This window comes from Streptomyces sp. 12E, assembly GCF_055633275.1.
Window position 1 is genome coordinate 6,491,619 of sequence record NZ_JBVNCJ010000001.1, and the last position, 21,383, is coordinate 6,513,001.

Annotated in this window: 20 protein-coding genes and 1 pseudogene; 13 read left to right on the plus strand and 8 right to left on the minus strand. The window is 72.6% G+C overall.

Translation table 11 applies throughout. The annotated features are described in order from the left end of the window. Window positions 1–160: 160 nt before the first annotated feature. From ACZ8ZB_RS29780 to ACZ8ZB_RS29795, 4 genes are all read left to right on the plus strand, one after another. Window positions 161–1,147 (plus strand): multicopper oxidase domain-containing protein, encoded by a 987-nt coding sequence (locus ACZ8ZB_RS29780; RefSeq protein ID WP_470740701.1) that lies wholly within the window; start codon window positions 161–163, stop codon window positions 1,145–1,147. Window positions 1,148–1,232: 85 nt separating this feature from the next. Continuing rightward, the gene (locus ACZ8ZB_RS29785) at window positions 1,233–2,273 is read left to right on the plus strand and encodes a LacI family DNA-binding transcriptional regulator (RefSeq protein ID WP_470740702.1); all 1,041 of its coding nucleotides are present in this window, start codon (window positions 1,233–1,235) and stop codon (window positions 2,271–2,273) included. Window positions 2,274–2,356: 83 nt separating this feature from the next. Beyond that, entirely contained in the window at window positions 2,357–2,515 is a 159-nt protein-coding gene (locus ACZ8ZB_RS29790; RefSeq protein WP_470740703.1) for a hypothetical protein, read from the plus strand. A 130-nt stretch (window positions 2,516–2,645) separates the two neighbouring features. Then, entirely contained in the window at window positions 2,646–2,891 is a 246-nt protein-coding gene (locus tag ACZ8ZB_RS29795; protein ID WP_470740704.1) for a WhiB family transcriptional regulator, read from the plus strand. 179 nt (window positions 2,892–3,070) lie between these two features. On the opposite strand, the gene ACZ8ZB_RS29800 is transcribed toward ACZ8ZB_RS29795, so the two are convergent. The 4 genes from ACZ8ZB_RS29800 to ACZ8ZB_RS29815 form a co-directional block, all read right to left on the minus strand. Next, a complete protein-coding gene (locus ACZ8ZB_RS29800; protein ID WP_470740705.1) occupies window positions 3,071–4,045 on the minus strand; it encodes an acyl-ACP desaturase in 975 nt (324 codons plus the stop codon). 202 nt (window positions 4,046–4,247) lie between these two features. Then, the gene (gene ddaH / locus ACZ8ZB_RS29805) at window positions 4,248–5,024 is read right to left on the minus strand and encodes a dimethylargininase (protein WP_470740706.1); all 777 of its coding nucleotides are present in this window, start codon (window positions 5,022–5,024) and stop codon (window positions 4,248–4,250) included. 154 nt (window positions 5,025–5,178) lie between these two features. Beyond that, complete coding sequence (locus tag ACZ8ZB_RS29810; protein ID WP_470740707.1) at window positions 5,179–7,443, minus strand: ATP-binding cassette domain-containing protein; 2,265 nt, start codon at window positions 7,441–7,443, stop codon at window positions 5,179–5,181. Between the two features lie 10 nt (window positions 7,444–7,453). After that, on the minus strand, window positions 7,454–9,079 hold the full coding sequence (locus tag ACZ8ZB_RS29815; protein ID WP_470740708.1) for an ABC-F family ATP-binding cassette domain-containing protein: 1,626 nt from the start codon (window positions 9,077–9,079) through the stop codon (window positions 7,454–7,456). Window positions 9,080–9,383: 304 nt separating this feature from the next. On the opposite strand from ACZ8ZB_RS29815, the gene ACZ8ZB_RS29820 reads away from it, so the two are divergent. Then, window positions 9,384–10,028 carry a GOLPH3/VPS74 family protein gene (locus ACZ8ZB_RS29820; protein ID WP_470740709.1) on the plus strand — a complete coding sequence of 215 codons (645 nt, stop codon included), beginning with the start codon at window positions 9,384–9,386 and terminating at the stop codon, window positions 10,026–10,028. Window positions 10,029–10,369: 341 nt separating this feature from the next. Here ACZ8ZB_RS29820 and ssgD read toward each other — a convergent pair whose 3' ends face one another. Next, window positions 10,370–10,783, minus strand: coding sequence for a spore wall synthesis regulator SsgD (gene ssgD / locus ACZ8ZB_RS29825; RefSeq protein ID WP_470740710.1), 414 nt, complete (start codon window positions 10,781–10,783; stop codon window positions 10,370–10,372). 150 nt (window positions 10,784–10,933) lie between these two features. Here ssgD and ACZ8ZB_RS29830 point away from each other — a divergent pair. The 3 genes and pseudogenes from ACZ8ZB_RS29830 to ACZ8ZB_RS29840 form a co-directional block, all read left to right on the plus strand. Then, window positions 10,934–11,161: pseudogene (locus tag ACZ8ZB_RS29830) on the plus strand (oxidoreductase); the annotation flags it as partial. A 52-nt stretch (window positions 11,162–11,213) separates the two neighbouring features. Then, on the plus strand, window positions 11,214–11,537 hold the full coding sequence (locus ACZ8ZB_RS29835) for a plasmid stabilization protein (protein ID WP_470740711.1): 324 nt from the start codon (window positions 11,214–11,216) through the stop codon (window positions 11,535–11,537). 77 nt (window positions 11,538–11,614) lie between these two features. Next, entirely contained in the window at window positions 11,615–12,307 is a 693-nt protein-coding gene (locus ACZ8ZB_RS29840; RefSeq protein ID WP_470740712.1) for an endonuclease V, read from the plus strand. Here the strand turns inward: ACZ8ZB_RS29840 and ACZ8ZB_RS29845 are convergent. Beyond that, on the minus strand, window positions 12,304–12,495 hold the full coding sequence (locus ACZ8ZB_RS29845; RefSeq protein WP_470740713.1) for a hypothetical protein: 192 nt from the start codon (window positions 12,493–12,495) through the stop codon (window positions 12,304–12,306). The genes ACZ8ZB_RS29840 and ACZ8ZB_RS29845 overlap by 4 nt on opposite strands. Before the next feature lie 196 nt (window positions 12,496–12,691). Here ACZ8ZB_RS29845 and ACZ8ZB_RS29850 point away from each other — a divergent pair, with 196 nt between their 5' ends. Then, complete coding sequence (locus ACZ8ZB_RS29850) at window positions 12,692–12,820, plus strand: morphogenic membrane protein MmpA (protein WP_470740714.1); 129 nt, start codon at window positions 12,692–12,694, stop codon at window positions 12,818–12,820. Here the strand turns inward: ACZ8ZB_RS29850 and ACZ8ZB_RS29855 are convergent. Next, entirely contained in the window at window positions 12,817–14,007 is a 1,191-nt protein-coding gene (locus ACZ8ZB_RS29855) for a saccharopine dehydrogenase family protein (RefSeq protein ID WP_470740715.1), read from the minus strand. The genes ACZ8ZB_RS29850 and ACZ8ZB_RS29855 overlap by 4 nt on opposite strands. Window positions 14,008–14,327: 320 nt before the next feature. On the opposite strand from ACZ8ZB_RS29855, the gene ACZ8ZB_RS29860 reads away from it, so the two are divergent. Genes ACZ8ZB_RS29860 through ACZ8ZB_RS29870 form a run of 3 tightly spaced genes read left to right on the plus strand, consistent with a single transcriptional unit; the run spans window position 14,328 to window position 18,942 of the window. Beyond that, window positions 14,328–15,473 (plus strand): CaiB/BaiF CoA transferase family protein, encoded by a 1,146-nt coding sequence (locus ACZ8ZB_RS29860; RefSeq protein WP_470740716.1) that lies wholly within the window; start codon window positions 14,328–14,330, stop codon window positions 15,471–15,473. A gap of 37 nt (window positions 15,474–15,510) precedes the next feature. Next, window positions 15,511–16,725, plus strand: coding sequence for an acetyl-CoA C-acetyltransferase (locus ACZ8ZB_RS29865; protein ID WP_470740717.1), 1,215 nt, complete (start codon window positions 15,511–15,513; stop codon window positions 16,723–16,725). 39 nt (window positions 16,726–16,764) lie between these two features. Beyond that, window positions 16,765–18,942, plus strand: a complete 2,178-nt coding sequence (locus ACZ8ZB_RS29870) for a 3-hydroxyacyl-CoA dehydrogenase NAD-binding domain-containing protein (protein WP_470740718.1) — start codon at window positions 16,765–16,767, stop codon at window positions 18,940–18,942. Window positions 18,943–18,948: 6 nt separating this feature from the next. On the opposite strand, the gene ACZ8ZB_RS29875 is transcribed toward ACZ8ZB_RS29870, so the two are convergent. Further along, window positions 18,949–19,668, minus strand: a complete 720-nt coding sequence (locus ACZ8ZB_RS29875; protein ID WP_470740719.1) for a MerR family transcriptional regulator — start codon at window positions 19,666–19,668, stop codon at window positions 18,949–18,951. A 219-nt stretch (window positions 19,669–19,887) separates the two neighbouring features. Between ACZ8ZB_RS29875 and ACZ8ZB_RS29880 the strand changes: the two genes are divergently transcribed. Beyond that, complete coding sequence (locus ACZ8ZB_RS29880) at window positions 19,888–21,354, plus strand: amino acid permease (protein ID WP_470740720.1); 1,467 nt, start codon at window positions 19,888–19,890, stop codon at window positions 21,352–21,354. The last annotated feature ends 29 nt before the right edge of the window (window positions 21,355–21,383 follow it).

Here is a 21,383-nt window from a genome sequence, read left to right on the forward strand (position 1 = left end):
CTCCTCGGTCGCAGCAACAGCGTCAAGGAAGCTAGACCTCTTTGCGTCACACGCCAATACCTATCGCAGCAATGAAACGAACTTTGTCCTGAGTGTGGATAAACGAAGGAGCGGCCAGTACGGTTTCACAGGTTCATGACAGCCACGTGGGGAGTTCGGCATGGACAGACGCGGCTTCAACCGGCGGGTACTGCTGGGCGGCGCTGCCGTTGCGACATCGTTGTCCGTCGCGCCCGAGGCCGTGAGCGCGGCCGCACCGGCGAGGACCGCCCCCGCCGGGGGCGAGGTGCGGCGCGTCAAGATGTACGCCGAGCGGCTGGCCGGCGGACAGATGGGCTACGGCTTCGAGAAGGGCAGGGCGTCGATCCCCGGCCCGCTGATCGAGCTCAACGAGGGCGACACCCTGCACGTCGAGTTCGAGAACACCATGGACGTGCCCGTGAGCCTGCACGTCCACGGACTGGACTACGAGATCTCCAGCGACGGCACCAAGCAGAACAGGAGCGACGTCGAACCCGGCGGCACCCGCACCTACACCTGGCGCACCCACAAGCCCGGCCGGCGCGCCGACGGCACCTGGCGGGAGGGCAGCGCGGGCTACTGGCACTACCACGACCACGTCGTCGGCACGGTGCACGGCACCGGCGGCATCCGGGGCGGGCTGTACGGCCCGGTGATCGTGCGCCGCAAGGGCGACGTCCTGCCCGACGCGACCCACACCATCGTCTTCAACGACATGTCGATCAACAACAGGCCGGCGCACACCGGCCCGGACTTCGAGGCCACCGTGGGCGACCGCGTCGAGATCGTCATGATCACGCACGGCGAGTACTACCACACGTTCCACATGCACGGTCACCGCTGGGCCGACAACCGCACCGGCATGCTCACCGGACCCGACGACCCGAGTCAGGTCATCGACAACAAGATCTGCGGCCCGGCCGACTCCTTCGGCTTCCAGATCATCGCGGGGGAGGGCGTCGGGGCGGGCGCCTGGATGTACCACTGCCACGTCCAGAGCCACTCGGACATGGGCATGGTCGGCCTGTTCCTGGTGAAGAAGCCGGACGGCACCATCCCGGGCTACGACCCGCACGAGCACGCCCACGGGGCGGCAGCCGGGGAGGACCACGAGCACGGACACTGACGCACCGGACGTGATCCGGGAGCGCTCTCGCCCGTGGCCGGGCCGGGGCTATCCTTTCCCGCAGCCGCAGGTGAGGAGCCCCGAAGTGACCGAGACAGTGCCGCGCCCCACGCTGGAGGCGGTGGCCGCGCGGGCCGGGGTCTCCCGGGCCACGGTCTCCCGCGTGGTCAACGGCTCCGACGGGGTGCGCGAACCGCTGGCCGAACGGGTGAGGCGGGCGGTGGAGGAACTCGGGTACGTGCCGAACCAGGCCGCCCGCAGCCTGGTGACCAAGCGCCACGACGCCGTCGCCGTCATCGTGGCCGAACCGGAGACCCGGGTCTTCGCCGACCCCTTCTTCGCCCGGCAGCTGCGCGGCATCAGCAAGGAGCTGACGGCCCACGACAACCAGCTCGTGCTGCTGCTCACCGAGGACCGCGACGACCACGCCCGCGTCGGCCGCTACCTGGCCGGCGGTCATGTCGACGGCGCGCTGGTGTTCTCCCTCCACATCGACGACCCCCTGCCCGAACTGATCCAGCGGGCCGGCCTGCCGACCGTGTACGGCGGCCGGCCCGACGGGAACGGCGGCCGGCGCGACGTCGTCTACGTCGACAGCGACAACCGGGGCGGCGCCCGCGACGCCGTGCGGCATCTGCTCGGCCTCGGCCGCAGCCGTGTCGCCCACATCACCGGCGCCCTGGACCAGACCGCGGCGGTGGACCGGCTCGACGGCTTCCGGGACGTCATGGCCGACGCCGATCCGCGCCTGGTCGTGGAGGGCGACTTCACCCCGGCCGGGGGCGAGCGGGCGATGCGGCGGCTCCTCGGGCGCTGCCCGGACCTGGACGGGGTGTTCGCCGGCAACGACCTCATGGCGGCGGGCGCCCTGCGCGTGCTGCGCGAGCACGGGCGGCGGGTGCCGGACGACGTGGCGGTCGTCGGCTTCGACGACATGCTGCCGATCGCCGAGCAGACCGAACCGCCGCTGACCACGGTCCGCCAGGACATCGAGGAGATGGGCCGGCTGATGGCCCGCCTCCTCCTGCGCGACCTGGACGGCACCACCACGTCCGACGGGAACGCCGACGGCACCCCGTCCGCCGTGATCTTCCCGACGACCCTGATCCGACGGGCGTCCGCCTAGGCCCCCGCCGTCCGCGGGCAGTCGTGCCTCCCCGGTGACTCAAAGGCCTGGGGGGGGGCGGGTCCTGGCCGCCCGGCTTCGGGGTGGACGACACGGACACCGTCGTCGCCAGGGCCGTCGAACCGGGCGGCGGGGTGCGGATGTCCGCCGCCTCCGTCACCCGCGTCGGCCGGCCCGCCCGCCCGGAGGGCCCGTACGGCGCGCGGTTCGCCGTCCTCGAGGGCGATCCGCGCGAGACCTGACACACCCGGCGCGCCGCCGTGCGCGCCGTGCGCGCCGAAGTCATCATCATGCGGTCACGGAAGGCCCCGAGGGCCCTCCGTTGATTCCGCGTTGATCGGACGTTTTTCGCCGCACGGCACGCTCTCGGGCATGCACACCGAAACGATCCCGTCGCCCGACCTCGCCTGGCAGGAGGAGGCGTTGTGCGCGCAGACGGGGGGAGACTTCTTCTTCCCCGAGCCCGGCAGCTCGGTCCGCGAGGCCAAGCGCATCTGCGGTCTCTGCCCGATCCGGGCCGCCTGCCTCGAGTACGCCCTGGCCAACGACATGCGCTTCGGTGTCTGGGGCGGCATGTCGGAGAAGGAGCGCCTGGAACTGCGGCGCACCGGACGGTAGTCCCCGCCGGTCGCCGGTCGCCGGTCGCCGGTCGCCGGTCGCCGGTCGCCGGTCGCCGGTCGCCGGTCGCCGGTCGCCGGTCGCCGGTCCGCGGAGAACCGGTCCGGCCGCGCGGAGGCGGACGCACCGCCTTGCCCGGGCGGACGCGCCGCCCGCCCCCTCGCGCCCCGGGCCGGGCCTCAGCTGCCTGCGCGGGCCGCCATCCGGGCCTTGCGGGCCGCCAGCTTCTCGTCGAACTTCGCGGCCTCCGCGTCCAGGCCTCCCATGAACATGCCCAGTTCCTCCTGGGCCTTGAGGCCCTCGGGACCCAGTCCGTCGATCTCCATGACCTTCAGGAAGCGGAGCACCGGCTGGAGCACGTCGTCGTGGTGGATGCGCAGGTTGTAGACCTCGCCGATGGCCATCTGCGCGGCCGCCCGCTCGAACCCGGGGATGCCGTGGCCGGGCATCCGGAAGTTCACCACGACATCGCGCACCGCCTGCATCGTGAGGTCCGGAGCCAGTTCGAACGCCGACTTGAGCAGATTGCGGTAGAAGACCATGTGCAGGTTCTCGTCGGTCGCGATGCGGGCCAGCATGCGGTCGCAGACCGGGTCGCCGGACTGGTGGCCGGTGTTGCGGTGCGAGATGCGGGTGGCCAGCTCCTGGAAGGCGACGTAGGCGATCGAGTGGAGCATCGAGTGCCGGTTGTCCGACTCGAAGCCCTCGCTCATGTGCGCCATGCGGAACTGCTCCAGCTTGTCCGGGTCCACCGCCCGCGAGGCGAGCAGGTAGTCCCGCATCACGATGCCGTGCCGGCCCTCCTCGGCCGTCCAGCGGTGCACCCAGGTGCCCCAGGCGCCGTCCCGGCCGAACAGCGTGGCGATCTCGTGGTGGTAGCTGGGGAGGTTGTCCTCGGTCAGCAGGTTCACCACCAGCGCGATCCGGCCGACCTCGGTGACCTTCGACTGCTCCTTGTCCCAGGCCTCGCCGTCCTCGAAGAAGCCGGGGAAGTTGCGGCCGTCGCTCCACGGCACGTACTCGTGCGGCATCCAGTCCTTGGTGACCTTCAGGTGCCGGTTGAGCTCCTTCTCGACCACTTCCTCCAGCGCGTACAACAGCCGGGCGTCGGTCCAGACCGAGGGGCTGCCGAGGTGGGGAGAAGTGAGCGACACGGGTGACTCCAGGGGGACGGTGACGTGCGGAGGTCCGGCGAGCGGCGCCGGGAACCTACGGAATCGTAGGCTACGTAGCCGTAGGTTACGTAGCCGTAGGTTAAGGGTGTCGTAAAGAAGGCTGATCAGCGGGGGTTCCTCCGGGTGTCGTCCTGCCCCGGAGCCGCAGGCCACTACGCCGTACGGGTGACACGGTCGCCGGTCAGGCGTGCAGCTCTCGAAGGCGCACCGAGAGACACGTCACACACCCCTCGAGCTTCTCGAACTCGCCGATGTCCACCGGGACCGGCTCGTAGCCGAGGTCCGCGAACAGTTCCGCGGTCCTCGGCGCGCTCGCCGCCATCAGCAGCCTGTCCCCGCCGAGCAGCACCACGTGCGCCCCGGTCGCCTCCGGAACGGGCAGGAAGCGCGGGAACAGCGACGGCGCGTCCATGTGCGGTACGTGCCCGACGACCGTCCCGTCCGGCAGTGCCGTGACCGCCGACTTCAGATGCAGCACCTTCGCGACCGGCACGGCGACCACCCGCGCCCCCAGCGGCTCGAACGCGGCCCGCACCTGTCGCACCCCGGCCGCGTCGGTCCTCCGGCCGCGGCCCACGTACACCGTGTCGCCGACCTTCAGCACGTCGCCGCCGTCCAGCGTGCCCGGCTCCCGGACCCGGTTCACCGAGCAGCCCAGCGACGCCACGGCCTCCTCGACCCCGGGCGTCTCCGCGCGCCGGGACTCCGCACCGGGGCGGGCGATCAGCGCCACGTTCCGGAACATGACGACCGTGTCCTCCACGAACACCGAGGCCGGGCAGTCGTCGGCCGGGTCCACGTCGATCGTCTCCCAGCCGTGGGCGCGCAGTGCCTCCGTGTACGCCTCCCACTGCTCCACCGCGCGGCCGACGTCGACGCCCTCCCGTTCGACGTGCGTCACCGGCCCTTCGGCCAGGCGGGGAGAGGGACGGCGGACGAGGGCCTTCTTGCTGGGCACGGGTGCGCCTTTCGGACGGGACGGGCACGGCTCGGCCGGACTGCGGGAGCCCGAGGACGGCCGGCCTCCCACGGACGCCGGCGCAACCATCATGCGGGGCGGATCCGGACAGGACCACCCCCGGCCGCGAGGGGGTGTACCACCGGTGACGGCCTCAGCGCCCGGCCCGCCGCAGATGCTCCGCCGTGAAGGACCCGTCGGCGTGGAGCAACTCGGCCGGCGTGCCCTCGAACACCACCCGGCCGCCGTCCCTCCCGCCGTCCGGACCGAGATCGATCACCCAGTCCGCACGGGCGACGACGTCGAGGTTGTGCTCGACCACGATCACGCTGTTGCCCGCGTCCACCAGCCGGTCCAGAAGTCCGACGAGACCGTCCACGTCCGCCATGTGCAGCCCGGTCGTCGGTTCGTCGAGCACGTACACCACGCCCTTGCGGTGCAACCGGGTGGCCAGCTTGATCCGCTGCCGTTCACCTCCCGAAAGGGTGGACAGCGGCTGTCCCAGCGTGAGGTAGGTGAGGCCCACGTCCCGCAGGGCGCGCAGCCGGCGCCGCACGCCCGTCTCCTGGAAGAAGTCCAGCGCCTCCTCGGCGGTCATCCCGAGCACGTCGGCGACGGAGCGGCCGCCGACGGTCAGCCGCAGCACCTCGTCCTTGAACCGCCGCCCCTCGCAGGCGGGGCAGGTCGTGGTCACCGGGTCCATGAAGGCCAGGTCGGTGTACATGATCCCGCGGCCCTCGCAGGCGCCGCAGGCGCCGCCGGAGTTGAAGCTGAACATCCCCGGCTCCGCCCCCGTCTCCCGCGCGAAGACCTTCCGTACCGTGTCCATGATCCCGAGGTACGTCGCCGGGGTGGACCGCGCCGAGATGCCGATCGAGGACTGGTCGACCACCACGGTGTCCCGGTGCACGGCGGCGAACTCGGCGACCAGTGTGCTCTTGCCCGAACCGGCCACCCCGGTCACGGCGGTGAGCACCCCGGTCGGGAACCGCACGGTGACCTCCCGCAGGTTGTGCCGGTCGGCCCCCTTCACCCACAGTCCGCCCGTCGCCTCCCGCACCGCGTCCTTGACCGTCGTGCGCCGTCCGAGACACCGCCCCGTCAGGGTGCCCGAGGCGGCCAGCTCCCGCGGGGTCCCCTCGAACACCACCCGGCCGCCCCCGGCTCCCGCGCCCGGGCCCATGTCGACCACGTGGTCGGCCAGCGCGATGACGTCCGGGTCGTGCTCGACCACCAGCACGGTGTTGCCCTTGTCGCGCAGCCGCAGCAGCAGTTCGCCGAGGCGGTGCACGTCCCGCGGATGCAGTCCGACGCTGGGCTCGTCGAAGATGTACGTCATCCCGGTCAGGCTCGATCCGAGGTGCCGTACGGTCTTCAGCCGCTGCCCCTCGCCGCCGGAGAGCGTGCTCGTCTCCCGGTCCAGGCTCAGATAGCCGAGCCCGATCGTCTCGATCCGTTCCAGTGCGGCGACGGCGGCCCCGGCGACCGCGCCGGCCACCGGATCGTCGATCTCCCGCAGCGCGGCGATGAGGTCGGTGACCTGCATGGCCGCGCAGTCGGCGATGGACCGGCCCCCGATCCGGGACGCCAGCGCCGCCTCGTTCAGCCTCGCGCCCCGGCAGGCGGGACAGACGCCCTCGGCCAGGAACTCCCGCACCGTGTCACGGGTCTTCTGGCTCATCCCCGCCAGGTCCCGCTTCAGGTACAGCCGTTCGAAGCGGTCGGCGAGCCCTTCGTACTCGGTGGTCCAGGTGCCGCCCGTGCCGTTCACGGTGACCTTGCTGCCGGGGCGCCCCCGCATCAGGAACTCCCGCTCCGCCGCGGTGAATTCACGCACCGGTTTGTGCGGGTCAAGCTCGTCGCTGTTGGTGTACGCCTGACCCTGCCAGGTCCCCGCGGCGAACGGCGGGAAGCGGACCGCCCCCTCGGCGAGGGAGCGGTCCGCGTCGAGGATGCGGTCCCAGTCCGGCCGTACGGTCCGGCCCAGGCCGTCGCACGCGCGGCACATGCCCGACGGGTCGTTGAACGAGTACGCCGTCGCCGGTCCGGCGCTCGGCGTGCCGTGCCGTGAGAACAGCACCCGCAGCACCGAGTACACGTCCGTCATCGTGCCGACCGTCGACCGGGAGTGGCCGCCGACGGGCCGCTGGTCGACGACGATCGCGGGCGTCAGATCCTCCAGGGCCTCCGCGTGCGGCCGCTCGTACTTCGGCAGCCGGTTGCGCACGAACCAGGTGAACGTCTCGTTGAGCTGGCGCTGCGACTCGACCGCGATCGTGTCGAAGACGACCGACGACTTCCCCGATCCCGAAACGCCGGTGAACACGGTCAGCCGGCCCTTCGGGATGCGCAGCGACACGTCCTTGAGGTTGTTCTCCCCGGCTCCGGTGATGGTGATGAACTCGCTGGACTGGTTCATACCGCCGACGCTAGGCGGAATACCCGACAGCTTCTGTCGTGATTTCCTTCAGCTCCCCCTCCTCCATCAGCAGCCACCGGGTGATGCCGATCGACTCCAGGAACGGCAGGTCGTGACTGGCCACGATCAGGGCTCCCTCGTACGACTCCAGCGCCGTGGTCAGCTGCCGGACGCTCGCCATGTCGAGGTTGTTGGTCGGCTCGTCCAGCATCAGCAGCTGCGGCGCGGGCTCCGCCAGCATCAGCGCCGCCAGCGCCGCCCGGAACCGCTCGCCGCCGGAGAGCGTTTCCGCCTTCTGGTCGGCGCGGGCGCCCCGGAACAGGAAGCGGGCGAGCCGGGCCCGGACCCGGTTGTTGGTGGCGCCCGGGGCGAACCGGGCCACGTTCTCGGCGACGGTCAGCCCCGGGTCGAGGACGTCGAGCCGCTGCGGCAGGAACCGCAGGGGCACATGGACGTCCGCCTCGCCCGACACCGGCTCCAGCTCCCCGGCGATCGTGCGCAGCAGCGTCGTCTTGCCCGCGCCGTTGCGTCCGATCAGCGCCACCCGCTCGGGGCCGCGCAGATCGAGGCCGCCGTTCACCCGGGCGCCGTACTCCAGTTCCAGGTCCATGAGGTTGAGGACCCCGCGACCCGGCGGCACGGCCGTGTACGGCAGGTCGACGCGGATCTCGTCGTCGTCCCGTACGGCCTCCACCGCGTCGTCGAGGCGTTCCCTGGCCTCGGCGAGCTTCTCCTCGTGCATGATGCGGTGCTTGCCCGCGGACTCCTGCGCCGCGCGCTTGCGCGCCCCCATGACGATCTTCGGCTCACGCTTCTGGTCCCACATCTTCTGTCCGTACCGCTTGCGACGGGCCAACTTGACCTGGGCGTCGACCAGTTCGCGCTTCTGTTTGCGGAAGTCCGCCTCGGCGACGCGCATCATCCGCTCGGCGGCCTCCTGTTCGACGGCCAGGGCCTCCTCGTACGCCGAGAAGTTGCCGCCGTACCAGGAGACCTCCCCCGAGCGCAGATCCGCGATCTGGTCGACCAGGTCCAGCAGTTCACGGTCGTGGCCGACCACGACCATGACGCCCGGCCAGTTCGCGACGGCCGCGTACAGCCGTCTGCGGGCGTACAGGTCGAGGTTGTTGGTGGGCTCGTCGAGCAGCAGCACCTCCGGGCGGCGCAGCAGCAGCGCGGCCAGCCGCAGCAGCACCGACTCGCCGCCGGACACCTCGCCGACGGTGCGGTCGAGACCGATGTGCCCGAGGCCGAGTTCGCCGAGCGTGGCCAGGGCGCGTTCCTCGACGTCCCATTCGTCGCCGACGATCTCGAAGTGCTCCTCGGCCGCGTCGCCCGCCTCGATGGCGTGCAGCGCGGTCCGCCGGGCGGCGATGCCGAGGGCCTCGTCGACCCTCAGCGCGGTGTCGAGCGTCACGTTCTGCGGCAGGTAACCCACCTCGCCGACGACCCGGACGGCGCCGTCGGCCGGCCGGAGCTCACCGGCGATCAGCTTCAGCAGGGTGGACTTCCCGGACCCGTTGACGCCGACGAGACCGGTGCGGCCGGGGCCGAAGGCGACGTCGAGGTCCTCGAAGACGGTGGTGCCGTCGGGCCAGGTGAAGACGAGGGACGTACAGGTGATGGATGGTGTCATACGGGCCTCCGCGGTTGCTCGGGGCGATCAGGGGCACACGCGTATCGAGACACCGCGGGACGAGGACCGGCAGCCGGGAGGGAAGGCCTGGGCATGAGAAAGCCCTGTTCCGCAAGGACGGCTCGAACGCCGAGGTCGCACGCGACGTACACACCTGAGCGGTGTGACGCGGTGTCTCAGAACCTCAGACGAGCAACGTCCTTCTCCCATCGACGGCAACAGGACCGCTGTACACCGTAGGAGTGCCCGGAACGGCTGTCAACGGCTTTTCCGGTCACGACGTCACCGCCCCCGAGGAGGCCCCGTGCCCAACGGCCCGCTCTCGCTGCCGGCCCGTCTGTCCCTGCTGGCCTGGGACGCCGACCCGTCCCGGCAGGCCCCCGCGGTGCGGGCCGGGGCCCTCGCCGAGCTGGCCCGGCGGGGCCTGCTGATCGACGACGATGGCATCGCCACCCCCCGCGACCTCGACTCCAGGACCGGTGACCCGGTCCTGGACGGTCTTCTGGAGCTGGTCAGCGAGTCCTGCCCGCACCGCTGGCGCGTCTGGGTGACGCTGCGCGCGCGGTACACCCTGGACGCGGTCCGGGAGCAACTGGTGGCCGAGGGAGTGCTGCGCGCCGAGAAGCACCGGGTCCTCGGGGTGTTCCCGTCGGTGGAGCACGTCCTGGCCGACACCGCCCGCGCGGACGCCCTGCGCCGGGAGGCCCACCGGATCCTGGCCGGATCCGCACCGGTGGAGGACGTTCCCGGGCCGACCGCGACCGTACTCGCCCTCGCCGCCGCCGCGGACCTGCCGCCCGCCCCGGGCGGTCCCCTGCGCGACGGGCGCGCGGAGACCCTGGCCCGCCGCGCCGGAGCGGCGACGCCCGCGTTCGCCGCCGTCCTGCGCGAGTTGTGCGCGGGGCTGAGGGACGAGGCGCCGCTGGCCTCGCTCACCAGGGGGCGATGAGACCTCGCTCGGTGAGGGCCCGCCCCTGGGGTGCTCCCGCATGTGGACGCGCCCCATGGGCGCACGCCATGTGCTCCCCCGCCCCGCACTGTCGGCCGGCGCCACGCCCCGGTGCGAGCGGACCACGTCCCGCACGGACCCGCTGCCCGGAGCCCGGGGCCGTCGACCCGGAAGGGCGAGGATCCCGCCGACGCGCACCACGCGCCCGCCGCCGTTGAAGCCCGGCCCCGCCCGCCCCGGTCCGCCGTGCGGGAACCGCCCGGCACGGGGACGCACGGGACGACGGCCACCCGCACGCCACGCGCGACGCCCCGTCGAGCGGCGGGCGCCGGCCGTGCGCGTCAGGCGTCGCGCATCAGCTCCGCGAGATCGTGGTCCAGGTCGAGCCGGAGGTGCTCCAGACCGACCGGCACCAGCTCGCCGGTGGCCTCCAGGAACCGGCGCAGCTCGCCCGAGCGGACGTGCACGACGGCGGTCCCCTCGGGGGCGTGGAACTCCAGCACGGTGCGGTCGTAGCCGTACGGCCGCACCCGTACGTCGCCGTCGCCCTCGGGCTCCTGCATCCCCGCGGCGAGCAGGTCGCGGGCGAAGGTCCAGCAGACATCGACGCCCTCCAGGGTGGCGGGCGCGGGGAAGGTCATGCGGACGGCGAACGGGTCGTCGCGGTCGTAGTGCAGGGTGGCGGGAATGCTCGGCATCCGCGGCGCGGCGGCGACGAGACGGGCCTCGACGGTCTGCTCGATGACGGTGGACAACGCCTTGCTCCCTCGTGACGGCTGGACAGGCTTCCGGGGCGGATCGGGTCGGCTACGGGATGAGACGACGGAATCGGCCAATCCGTGCACACGAAAAGCGAGTGACCTCTGTCACCGCCTTCATGCACCCGAGTGACACGGCTCTCCCCGAGCGGTCGCGCGCACCGCACCCGGCGCCCGGCCGGCACCCCGCCGCCGGCCTGCCGCTCCGGCGCCGCCCGCCGCCCGCACAGCCGCACCGCCGCCCTCGCGGCCGGCCCCACCGGCACCGACCCGACGACCGGCGCGGGCCGCGCCCGGCGGACCGTCGACACCGGCTCGTACGACACGGTCGACCGCGCGCCCGGCCGGAGCATCGATGCGTGCGGCGTGCCCTGATCGCCGCCGACGTGGGTACCCGTCCGCCGTACCCGAGAGGAAGTGAGCGGACATGCCACGCGGTTCCAGCCCCAAACGGGAGCGTCAGTACGAGCACATCAAGGACAGCGCCGAGGACCGGGGCGAGAGCACCGGGCGCGCCAAGGAGATCGCCGCCCGGACGGTGAACAAGGAGCGCGCCCGGTCCGGCGAGTCGAAGACGGCCAGTCGCACCTCCACGCAGGACATGTCGTCCGGGAAGCGCGGCGGCCAGCGCTCCGGCAAGGGCTCTCGGGGGCCCACGCGCGACCAGCTGTACGAGGAGGCCAAGAAGCGTGGTGTCGAAGGCCGTTCGCACATGAACAAGGGACAGCTCCAGCGGGCGCTCGGCAAGTGAGCCCGCTCCGCGCGGAGGGCACGGACCCCGGGGCGCCCTCCGCGCGGAGCGCACGCGCCCCGTAGGCTCGGGGCACCATGACGACCGTACGCACACCGGCCGACTGGCCCGTGACCGAGGAAGAGGCCCGCGCGGTCCAGGACGCGCTCCGCGCGCGGGTGGTGCTCGACGAACCGGGCCCGTCGCCCGGCACGGGCCACGTCACCGGGGTCGACGTGGCGTACGACGACGAGCGGGACGTCGTCGTCGCCGCGGCCGTCGTCCTCGACGCGGCGACCCTCGACGTCGTCGCCGAGTCCACGGCCGTCGGCCGGATCTCCTTCCCGTACGTCCCCGGACTGCTCGCCTTCCGCGAGATCCCCACCGTGCTGGCCGCCCTCGACGCCCTGCCGTGCCCGCCCGGGCTGGTGGTCTGCGACGGCTACGGCCTCGCCCACCCCCGTCGCTTCGGCCTGGCCAGCCACCTCGGTGTCCTCACCGGCCTGCCGACGATCGGCGTCGCCAAGAACCCCTTCACCTTCACCCACGACGAACCGGGCGCCCCGCGCGGCAGCGCCTCCCCGCTGCTCGCCGGCCGCGAGGAGGTCGGCCGCGCCCTGCGCACCAGGGACGCCGTCAAGCCGGTCTTCGTCTCCGTCGGCCACCGCGTGGACCTGGACAACGCCTGCGCCCACACCCTGGCCCTGACCCCCGCCTACCGCCTCCCGGAGACCACCCGCAGGGCCGACGCCCTGTGCCGTCGCGCACTCGCCGAGGCCGCCCCCCTCTAGGAGACGTCCTCGACACTCCACCGCCCCACCTCGCGGTACTCCGAGTCGTGGATCACCGATCCGTCCCCGGGCTCCATCGCGTAGTGCCGCAGGTTCCCGCCCCAGTACCGCAGGATCCGGCCCAGTTCACCCGCCGGGTCCCTCGTCAACGCGTCGTCGTCCATGGCCACTTCAAGGAGAAATCGCATGCCTTCAAGTGTTTCATTGAACTTCCCTTTGAGAGTCGGTCGCTTTTTCGGCCGCGCTCTCATCGTGTTCTCCGGGGTGCGAGGCGCGGAAGTCTCAAGCGCGGGTCAATCCGGCGTGGGACGTGCCCCTGCGGTCCGAGTACCGCTCCTGAGCACCCGTACGGATGCCGTCGCCCGCCCCGGCAGGCTGGCGCGCATGACGACGCACCGTGCGCCCGAGCCCGCCGCCGCGGCCCCACGGCCCGTGACCGCCGCTCTCGCCGTGCCGGCCGGGCTGGGCCGGATCGTCGCGATGGCCCGCACGCCGGCCGGACGGCCGCTCTAGCTCAGGGCCGGCCGGGTCGCGGCGACGCGGAAGCGGATGCCCGCCGCGCGGAGGCGGCCGATCAGCGCGTCGCCCATCGCCACCGCCGTCGTGACCTGGCCGGCCGTCGGCGGGAGGTCGTCGAAGGCCAGGCAGAGGGCTCCCTCGGCCAACATCTTCGCCGTCTCGTCGTAGCCGGGGTCGCCGCCCGAGACCTCCGTGTACACCCGGCGCCCGCCGCCCCCGCCGACGAAGCGGACGGTGAACCGGCTCCGGGCGCGCTTCTCGGGGCCCGGCCCGTCGCCGGGCCCGAGCCGGTCGGAGAGCCGGCGCCGCAGGGGCGGGAACTGGGCAGCCGTCACCAGCGCCCCCACGGCCACCACCCCGCCCACCGCCACCGGGAGCCGCCGCACGGCCGCGTGGTGCCGGTAGCGGAAGTCGGGGCCGTACCGGTCCAGTGTCCTGGCCGAACGGCGCACGATCTGCGCGTCGACGGTGGGCAGGGGCAGGGCCCAGGCGCCGACCTCCGGCGCGTAGCGCGGCGCGCCCGGCGAGGCCGACGCCCGGCGGCCCACCAGCCGCGGTTCGTGGCGCCGGCGGTCCAGGGCCGCCGCGCGCAGTCCGCGGTGCCGGGCGAACTGGTTCAGCGCCGAGGCGAAGGTCCCGCCCGAGAAGGCCGCGTCGACGTGCACGAAGCCGTCCACGGTCAGCGGCACCCCCTCCGGAAGCTGCCGCACGGTGAAGTACACGCCCAGGTCGTGCGGCACCGAGTCGAAGCCGCAGGCGTGCACCAGCCGCGCCCCGGTCTCCCGCGCGCGTGCGTCGTGCCGGACGTAGGTCAGGTCCACGAACTCCGGCTCACCCGTGAGGTCGACGTAGTCCGCCCCGGTGTCCGCGCAGGCGGCGACGAGTTCCTCGCCGTACTCCACGTAGGGGCCGACGGTGGTGGCGACCACCCGCGCGTGCTCGGCGAGGGCGCGCAGCGAGGCCGGGTCGGACACGTCCGCCCGCAGCAGCCCGACCCCCGCGCCGCCGGGCAGCCGTTCCCGCAGCCGCTCCAGCTTCTGCGCGCTGCGGCCGGCGATCGCCCAGCGCAGCCCGGCGGGGGCGCGGTCGGCGAGGTACTCCGCGGTCAGCGCGCCGACGAAGCCGGTCGCTCCGAAGAGCACGACGTCGTACGGACGGTCCGCCCTGTTCAGCCTGCTCATGACACCCCTTGGTCGTGCAGCCGCGCCGCTGTCGGTGGCCGAGGCTAGCGTGAGGGGGGACGGCGCCCGACGACGAGCCCGGAGGAAACCGGTGACCGTGCCCCCGAACGCCCCGAAGAAGCGGGAAAAAGCGTACGGCCGCGCTCCGGGGGAGGCGGCCCGGAGTCCGGCGCACGCCGGACGGGTGCGCGGACCGGCGCGGGGAACAGCGCCGCGCCGTAGAGTGGCCAAGCGCTTGCTCGCCCGGTCTTGTGCCGGGCGGGGCACGTTCCTAGCATCGTAGGTGTTACACCAGTAGTGTCACAGCCGATGGGGGCTCGATGACGGAGGCGAAGGCGCCGGGACACGGACCGCTCGACGGCGTGCGCGTGATCGAACTGGCCGGGATCGGGCCCGGTCCGTTCGCCGCCATGCTCCTCGCCGACCTGGGCGCCGACGTCGTGCGCGTGGACCGTCCGGGCGGCCCCGGACCAGGGATCGACCCCGCCCTCGACGTGACCAACCGCAACAAGCGCTCCGTGATCGTCGACCTGAAGGCCCCCGACGGCCCCGCCCGCGTCCTCGACCTCGCCGAACGCGCCGACGTCCTCATCGAGGGCTACCGTCCCAAAGTCGCCGAGCGGCTCGGCGTGGGCCCCGGGGACTGCCACGCCCGCAACCCGCGCCTGGTCTACGGCCGGATGACCGGCTGGGGTCAGCAAGGCCCCCTCGCCGACCGCGCCGGCCACGACATCGCCTACATCGCCCTCACCGGCGCCCTCGGCATGATCGGCGACCCGGACGGGCCCCCCGCCGTCCCGGCCAACCTGCTCGGCGACTACGCGGGCGGCTCCCTCTACCTCGTCGTCGGCGTCCTCGCCGCGCTGCACCACGCCCGCGCGACCGGCGCCGGACAGGTCGTCGACGCCGCCATCGTGGACGGCACCGCCCACCTCTCCGCGATGATCCACGGCATGCTCGCCGCCGGCGCCTGGCAGGACCGGCGCGGCGCCAACCTCCTCGACGGCGGCTGCCCCTACTACGGCGCCTACGAGACCGCCGACGGCAAGCACATGGCGGTCGGCGCGCTGGAGCCGCGGTTCTGCACCGAGTTCCTGCGCCTGCTCGGCCTGGACGACCAGGCCGAGGCCCACGCCGACGTCACCCGCTGGCCGGAGCTGCGCGCACGGGTCGCCGCCCGCTTCAGGACCCGCACCCGCGACGAGTGGACGGCCCGGTTCGACGGCTCCGACGCGTGCGTGGCGCCCGTGCTCTCCCTGCGCGAGGCCCCGCACCACCCGCACCTCGCCGCCCGCTCCACGTTCACGGACCACGCCGGCATCACCCAGCCCGCACCGGCCCCGCGGTTCTCCGCGACCCCCACCACCGTCCGCACCGGGCCCGCCCGGCCGGGCGCCGACACCGACGACGTGGCCCGCGACTGGGACGTGCCCCGACTGCTGTCCCCGTCCCCGGAGCCCTCGTAGCCCCGTAGCCCCCGAACCCTCAGTGAAAGGCCCCCTCGTGAGCACCGAAGCGTACGTGTACGACGCGATCCGCACCCCGCGCGGGCGCGGCAAGGCCAATGGCGCCCTGCACGGCACCAAGCCCGTCGACCTGGTCGTCGGCCTCATCCACGAGATCCGCGACCGCTTCCCCGGCCTCGACCCGGCCGCCGTCGACGACATCGTGCTCGGCGTCGTCAGCCCGGTCGGCGACCAGGGCTCCGACATCGCACGCATCGCCGCCCTCGCCGCCGGACTGCCGGACACGGTGGCGGGCGTCCAGGAGAACCGCTTCTGCGCCTCGGGTCTGGAGGCCGTCAACCTGGCCGCCGCCAAGGTCCGTTCCGGCTGGGAGGACCTCGTCCTCGCGGGCGGCGTCGAGTCGATGTCCCGGGTGCCGATGGCCTCCGACGGGGGCGCCTGGTTCAACGACCCGATGACCAACCTCGCCACCGACTTCGTCCCGCAGGGCATCGGCGCCGACCTGATCGCCACCATCGAGGGCTTCTCCCGCCGGGACGTAGACGAGTACGCCGCCCTGTCGCAGGAGCGCGCGGCCACCGCCTGGAAGGAGAACCGCTTCGAGCGGTCCGTCGTCCCGGTGAGGGACCGCAGCGGCCTCACCGTCCTCGACCGCGACGAGCACCTGCGCCCCGGCACCACCGCCGACTCGCTGGCCAAGCTGAAGCCCTCCTTCGCCGACATCGGCGAGCTGGGCGGCTTCGACGCCGTGGCCCTGCAGAAGTACCACTGGGTGGAGGGGATCGACCACGTCCACCACGCGGGCAACTCCTCCGGGATCGTCGACGGCGCCGCGCTCGTCGCCATCGGCTCCAGGGAGGTCGGCGAGCGCCACGGACTGCGGCCGCGCGCCAGGATCGTCTCCGCCGCCGTGTCCGGCTCCGAGCCCACCATCATGCTCACCGGCCCCGCCCCCGCCTCCCGCAAGGCGCTCGCCAAGGCAGGACTGACCGTCGACGACATCGACCTCGTCGAGATCAACGAGGCGTTCGCCGCGGTCGTCCTGCGCTACGCGCGGGACATGGGGCTGTCCCTGGACAAGGTCAACGTCAACGGCGGCGCCATCGCGCTGGGCCACCCGCTCGGCGCCACCGGTGCGATGATCCTCGGCACCCTCGTCGACGAACTCGAGCGCCAGGACAAGCGCTACGGCCTCGCCACGCTGTGCGTGGGCGGCGGCATGGGCATCGCCACCGTCGTCGAACGCCTCTGAACCCCGGCGACCCGCCACCTCACTCACGGAGACCTCCACATGACCCAGAGCACCACCATCCGCTGGGAACAGGACCGCACCGGCGTCGTCACCCTCGTCATCGACGATCCCGACCAGTCCGCGAACACCATGAACCAGGCGTTCCGCGACTCCCTCGCCGTGATCACCGACCGCCTGGAGGCGGAGAAGGACTCCATCCGCGGCGTCATCATCACCTCCGCCAAGAAGACCTTCTTCGCCGGCGGCGACCTGCGCGACCTGGTCCGGGTCACCCCCGAGACGGCGCAGGACCTCTTCGACGGCGGCATGGCCGTCAAGCGGCACCTGCGCCGCATCGAGACCCTCGGCAAGCCGGTCGTCGCCGCGATCAACGGCGCCGCCCTCGGCGGCGGCTACGAACTCGCCCTCGCCTGCCACCACCGGATCGCCCTCGACGCCCCCGGCTCCAGGATCGGCTGTCCCGAGGTCACCCTCGGCCTGCTCCCCGGAGGCGGCGGCGTCGTCCGCACCGTCCGCATGCTCGGCATCACCGACGCGCTGCTGAAGGTGCTCCTCCAGGGCACCCAGTACAGCCCGCGCCGCGCCCTGGAGAACGGTCTGGTCGACGAGATCGCCGACACGCGCGAGGAGATGCTCGCCCGGGCCCGTGCCTTCATCGAGGCCAACCCCGAATCCGCCCAGCCCTGGGACAGGCCCGGCCACCGCATCCCCGGCGGCACCCCCGCTCACCCGAAGTTCGCCGCCAACCTGCCGGCCTTCCCGGCCAACCTGCGCAAGCAGACGGGCGGCGCGCCCTACCCGGCCCCGCGCGGCATCATGGCCGCCGCCGTCGAAGGCTCCCAGGTCGACTTCGAGACCGCCCAGGTCATCGAGGCCCGCTACTTCGTCGAGCTGGCCACCGGACAGACCGCGAAGAACATGATCCAGGCGTTCTTCTTCGACCTCCAGGCCGTCAACTCCGGCGCCGGCCGTCCGAAGGGCGTCGCACCGCGCAAGGTCACCAGGGTCGCCGTCCTCGGCGCCGGGATGATGGGCGCCGGCATCGCCTACTCGTGCGCCCGCGCGGGCATCGACGTCGTCCTCAAGGACGTCTCCCTGGAAGCCGCCGTCAAGGGCAAGGGCTACTCCGAGAAGCTGTGCGCCAAGGCCGTCGCCAAGGGCCGCACCAGCCAGGAGAAGGCCGACGCGCTGCTCGCCCGGATCACGCCCACCGCCGAGACCGCCGACCTCGCCGGCTGCGACGCGGTCATCGAGGCCGTCTTCGAGGACACCTCCCTCAAGCACAAGGTGTTCCAGGAGGTCCAGGGCGTCGTCGCCCCCGACGCGCTGCTGTGCTCCAACACCTCCACCCTGCCCGTCACCGCCCTCGCCGAGGGCGTCGAGCGCCAGGCCGACTTCATCGGACTGCACTTCTTCTCGCCCGTCGACAAGATGCCGCTGGTCGAGATCGTCAAGGGCGGGCGCACCGGCGACGAGGCCCTGGCCCGCGCCTTCGACCTGGTCCGGCAGATCAACAAGACCCCCATCGTCGTCAACGACTCGCGCGGCTTCTTCACCTCACGCGTGATCGGCCACTTCATCGACGAGGGCGTCGCCATGGTCGGCGAGGGCATCGAGCCCGCCTCGGTCGAGCAGGCCGCCGCCCAGGCGGGCTACCCGGCCAAGGTGCTCTCCCTGGTGGACGAACTCACCCTCACCCTGCCGCGCAAGATCCGCAGCGAGACGAAGCGGGCCGTCGAGGAGGCCGGCGGCACCTGGACCGCGCACCCCGCCGAAGCGGTCGTCGACCGCATGGTCGACGAGTTCGGGCGTCCCGGCCGCAGCGGCGGCGCCGGCTTCTACGAGTACGACGAGGACGGCAGGAGGGGCCGCCTGTGGCCGGGACTGCGCGAGCACTTCACCGTGCCGGGCCACGAGATCCCGTTCCGGGACATGCAGGAACGCATGCTGTTCTCCGAGGCGCTGGACACGGTCCGGCTGCTCGAGGAGGGCGTGCTGACGTCCGTCGCCGACGCCAACATCGGGTCGATCCTCGGCATCGGCTTCCCCGGCTGGACCGGTGGCGTCCTGCAGTACATCAACGGCTACGAGGGCGGCCTGCCCGGATTCACGGCCCGCGCGCGGGAACTCGCCGAGCGCTACGGCGAGCGCTTCACCCCGCCCGCCCTGCTGGTGGAGAAGGCGGAGAGGGGAGAGGTCTTCAAGGACGCGCGCTGACGGCGTTCAGCGCGGTTCGCCCTCCTCGTCGAGCCACTCCCGCAGCTCCTCCCGCAGCGACCGCTGGAAGGTCGTGAGCAGCGCCTGCACCACGAGCGGATGCATCCGGGCGGACAGGGACCGCACATCCCGCGCGTCCTTGTCCGCCACCGCGTCACGCAGCAGCCGCGACAGTTCGCGGGCCGCCGTGCGGGAGTGCTCGATGAGCGCGGTACGGGCGGCGAGGACCGTCTCGTGCGACAGCGGTACGTCCAGCAGCTCGACGCCGAGCCGCAGCAGCCCGGCGTCGACCCGGAAGGCCTCGCCGTCCGGTGCTCCGCCGGCCGGCTCGACGACGCCCATCGCCGCCAGCCGCTCCAGGTCCTCCTCGCTCAGCGCCTTCCCCGCCCGGCGCTCCAGCTCCCCGCGCGACACCGTCTCCACCGCCTCGGGCGCCCAGGAGGCCACCACCGCCCGCTGGACCGCCAGATCCCGGGCGCTCAGATCCGGCGGCAGCTGTCCCAGGTACCGCTCGATCGCCGCCAGCGTCATGCCCCGGTGCTGCAACTCCTCGATGAGCTCCAGCCGGGCCAGGTGCTCCCGCCCGTAGTGGCCGACCCGCCGGGGACCGATCACCGGCGGCGGCAGCAGCCCCTTGGTGCCGTAGAAACGGACCGTGCGCACGGTGACACCGGCCCGGGCCGCCAGTTCGTCGATCGTGAGCGGCTGCTCGGTCTCGGTCGTCATGTGCAGCAGTATCGCTGTCCCACCACCGCTGTGACACCTCGGCCCTCGTCCCGCGCGGGCATGTGAGATGTTCCGCGGTGTGACGTGCGCCATCGCATGAGGAAGCGCGCTTCCGGAAAGCTGCCCCCCGGTCCGTGCCGTGATCCGAGCACGCCGGCCGAGGCAATCCGGAACAGCCGGGCGCGACCCGCCCGGACGCACCAGAGAGTGGAACCACCCGTGAGCAAGGACGCCGTCCCCACGGCAACGGCCGCAGCACCCGCCGCGGCGGCCCCGACGCCCGCGGACGCGGGCGACGCCGGCTACAGCAAGGACCTCAAGGCCCGCCACGTCAACATGATCGCCATCGGCGGCGCCATCGGCACCGGCCTCTTCCTGGGCGCCGGAGGACGCCTCCACGACGCCGGCCCGGCGCTCGCCCTGGCCTACCTGGTCTGCGGTGTCTTCGCCTTCTTCGTCGTCCGCGCCCTGGGCGAGCTGGTCCTTTACCGGCCCTCGTCCGGCTCCTTCGTGTCGTACGCGCGCGAGTTCCTCGGCGAGAAGGGCGCGTACGTCGCCGGCTGGATGTACTTCCTCAACTGGTCGACCACCGGCATCGCCGACATCACCGCGATCGCCCTCTACACGCACTACTGGAGCGCGTTCACCGACATCCCGCAGTGGGTGCTCGCGCTGATCGCCCTCGCCGTGGTCCTCGCGGTGAACCTCATCTCCGTGAAGATCTTCGGCGAGATGGAGTTCTGGTTCGCGATCGTCAAGGTCGCCACCCTCGTCGCCTTCATGCTCGTCGGCGTCTTCCTGCTCGCCACGCAGCACGAGGTGGGCGGCGGCACCCCCGGCCTGAACATGATCACCGACAACGGCGGCATCCTCCCGCACGGCGTGCTGCCCGTCGTCCTCGTCATGCAGGGCGTGATCTTCGCGTACGCGGCGCTGGAACTGGTCGGTGTCGCCGCGGGCGAGACCGCCGAGCCGGAGAAGGTCGTCCCCCGCGCGGTGAACTCCATCATGTGGCGCGTGGGCCTCTTCTACGTCGGCTCCGTCGTCCTGCTCGCCCTGCTGCTGCCCGGCTCGACGTACTCGGCCGACGAGAGCCCCTTCGTCACGGTCCTGTCGAAGATCGGCGTCCCGGCCGCCGGCGACGTGATGAACCTCGTCGTCCTCACGGCCGCGATGTCGTCCCTGAACTCCGGCCTGTACTCCACCGGCCGCATCCTGCGCTCCATGGCCATGGCGGGCTCCGCCCCGAGGTTCACCGCCCGCATGAACCGCAGCCAGGTGCCCTACGGCGGCATCCTGCTGACCTGCGGCGTGTGCGTCCTCGGCGTCGGCCTGAACTTCCTCATGCCGGCCCAGGCCTTCGAGATCGTGCTGAACGTCGCCTCCCTCGGCATCATCAGCACCTGGGTGATCATCATGATCTGCCACCTGGTCTTCGTCCGCCGCGCCCGCGCCGGACTTCTCGCCCGCCCGTCCTTCCGGCTCCCCGGCTCCCCGGTCACCGAGATCGCGACCATCGTCTTCCTGGTCTCCGTCCTCGGCCTGATGTGGAACGACCCGGAGGTCGGCCGCAGGACGCTGCTGCTCGTCCCGGTGATCGCCGTGATGCTGGTCGGCGGCTGGTACGGCGTCCGCCGCCGGGTGGCGCGGAACGCCGGCCAGGAGCTCTCGCGGCTGACGAAGTAGCGGCCGGAGCCGCTGTCGGTGGCAACGTC

What these genes read in the sequence shown, in the direction of transcription:
- ACZ8ZB_RS29810 (WP_470740707.1), bottom strand. Translation starts at nt 7,443, where the DNA reads ATGAACCAGTCCAGCGAGTTCATCACCATCACCGGAGCCGGGGAGAAC.
- ACZ8ZB_RS29860 (WP_470740716.1), top strand. Translation starts at nt 14,328, where the DNA reads ATGACGGAGGCGAAGGCGCCGGGACACGGACCGCTCGACGGCGTGCGC.
- ACZ8ZB_RS29780 (WP_470740701.1), top strand. Translation starts at nt 161, where the DNA reads ATGGACAGACGCGGCTTCAACCGGCGGGTACTGCTGGGCGGCGCTGCC.
- ACZ8ZB_RS29835 (WP_470740711.1), top strand. Translation starts at nt 11,214, where the DNA reads ATGCCACGCGGTTCCAGCCCCAAACGGGAGCGTCAGTACGAGCACATC.
- ACZ8ZB_RS29795 (WP_470740704.1), top strand. Translation starts at nt 2,646, where the DNA reads ATGCACACCGAAACGATCCCGTCGCCCGACCTCGCCTGGCAGGAGGAG.
- ACZ8ZB_RS29875 (WP_470740719.1), bottom strand. Translation starts at nt 19,668, where the DNA reads ATGACGACCGAGACCGAGCAGCCGCTCACGATCGACGAACTGGCGGCC.
- ACZ8ZB_RS29855 (WP_470740715.1), bottom strand. Translation starts at nt 14,007, where the DNA reads ATGAGCAGGCTGAACAGGGCGGACCGTCCGTACGACGTCGTGCTCTTC.
- ACZ8ZB_RS29870 (WP_470740718.1), top strand. Translation starts at nt 16,765, where the DNA reads ATGACCCAGAGCACCACCATCCGCTGGGAACAGGACCGCACCGGCGTC.
- ACZ8ZB_RS29815 (WP_470740708.1), bottom strand. Translation starts at nt 9,079, where the DNA reads ATGACACCATCCATCACCTGTACGTCCCTCGTCTTCACCTGGCCCGAC.
- ACZ8ZB_RS29840 (WP_470740712.1), top strand. Translation starts at nt 11,615, where the DNA reads ATGACGACCGTACGCACACCGGCCGACTGGCCCGTGACCGAGGAAGAG.
- ACZ8ZB_RS29850 (WP_470740714.1), top strand. Translation starts at nt 12,692, where the DNA reads ATGACGACGCACCGTGCGCCCGAGCCCGCCGCCGCGGCCCCACGGCCC.
- ACZ8ZB_RS29845 (WP_470740713.1), bottom strand. Translation starts at nt 12,495, where the DNA reads ATGCGATTTCTCCTTGAAGTGGCCATGGACGACGACGCGTTGACGAGG.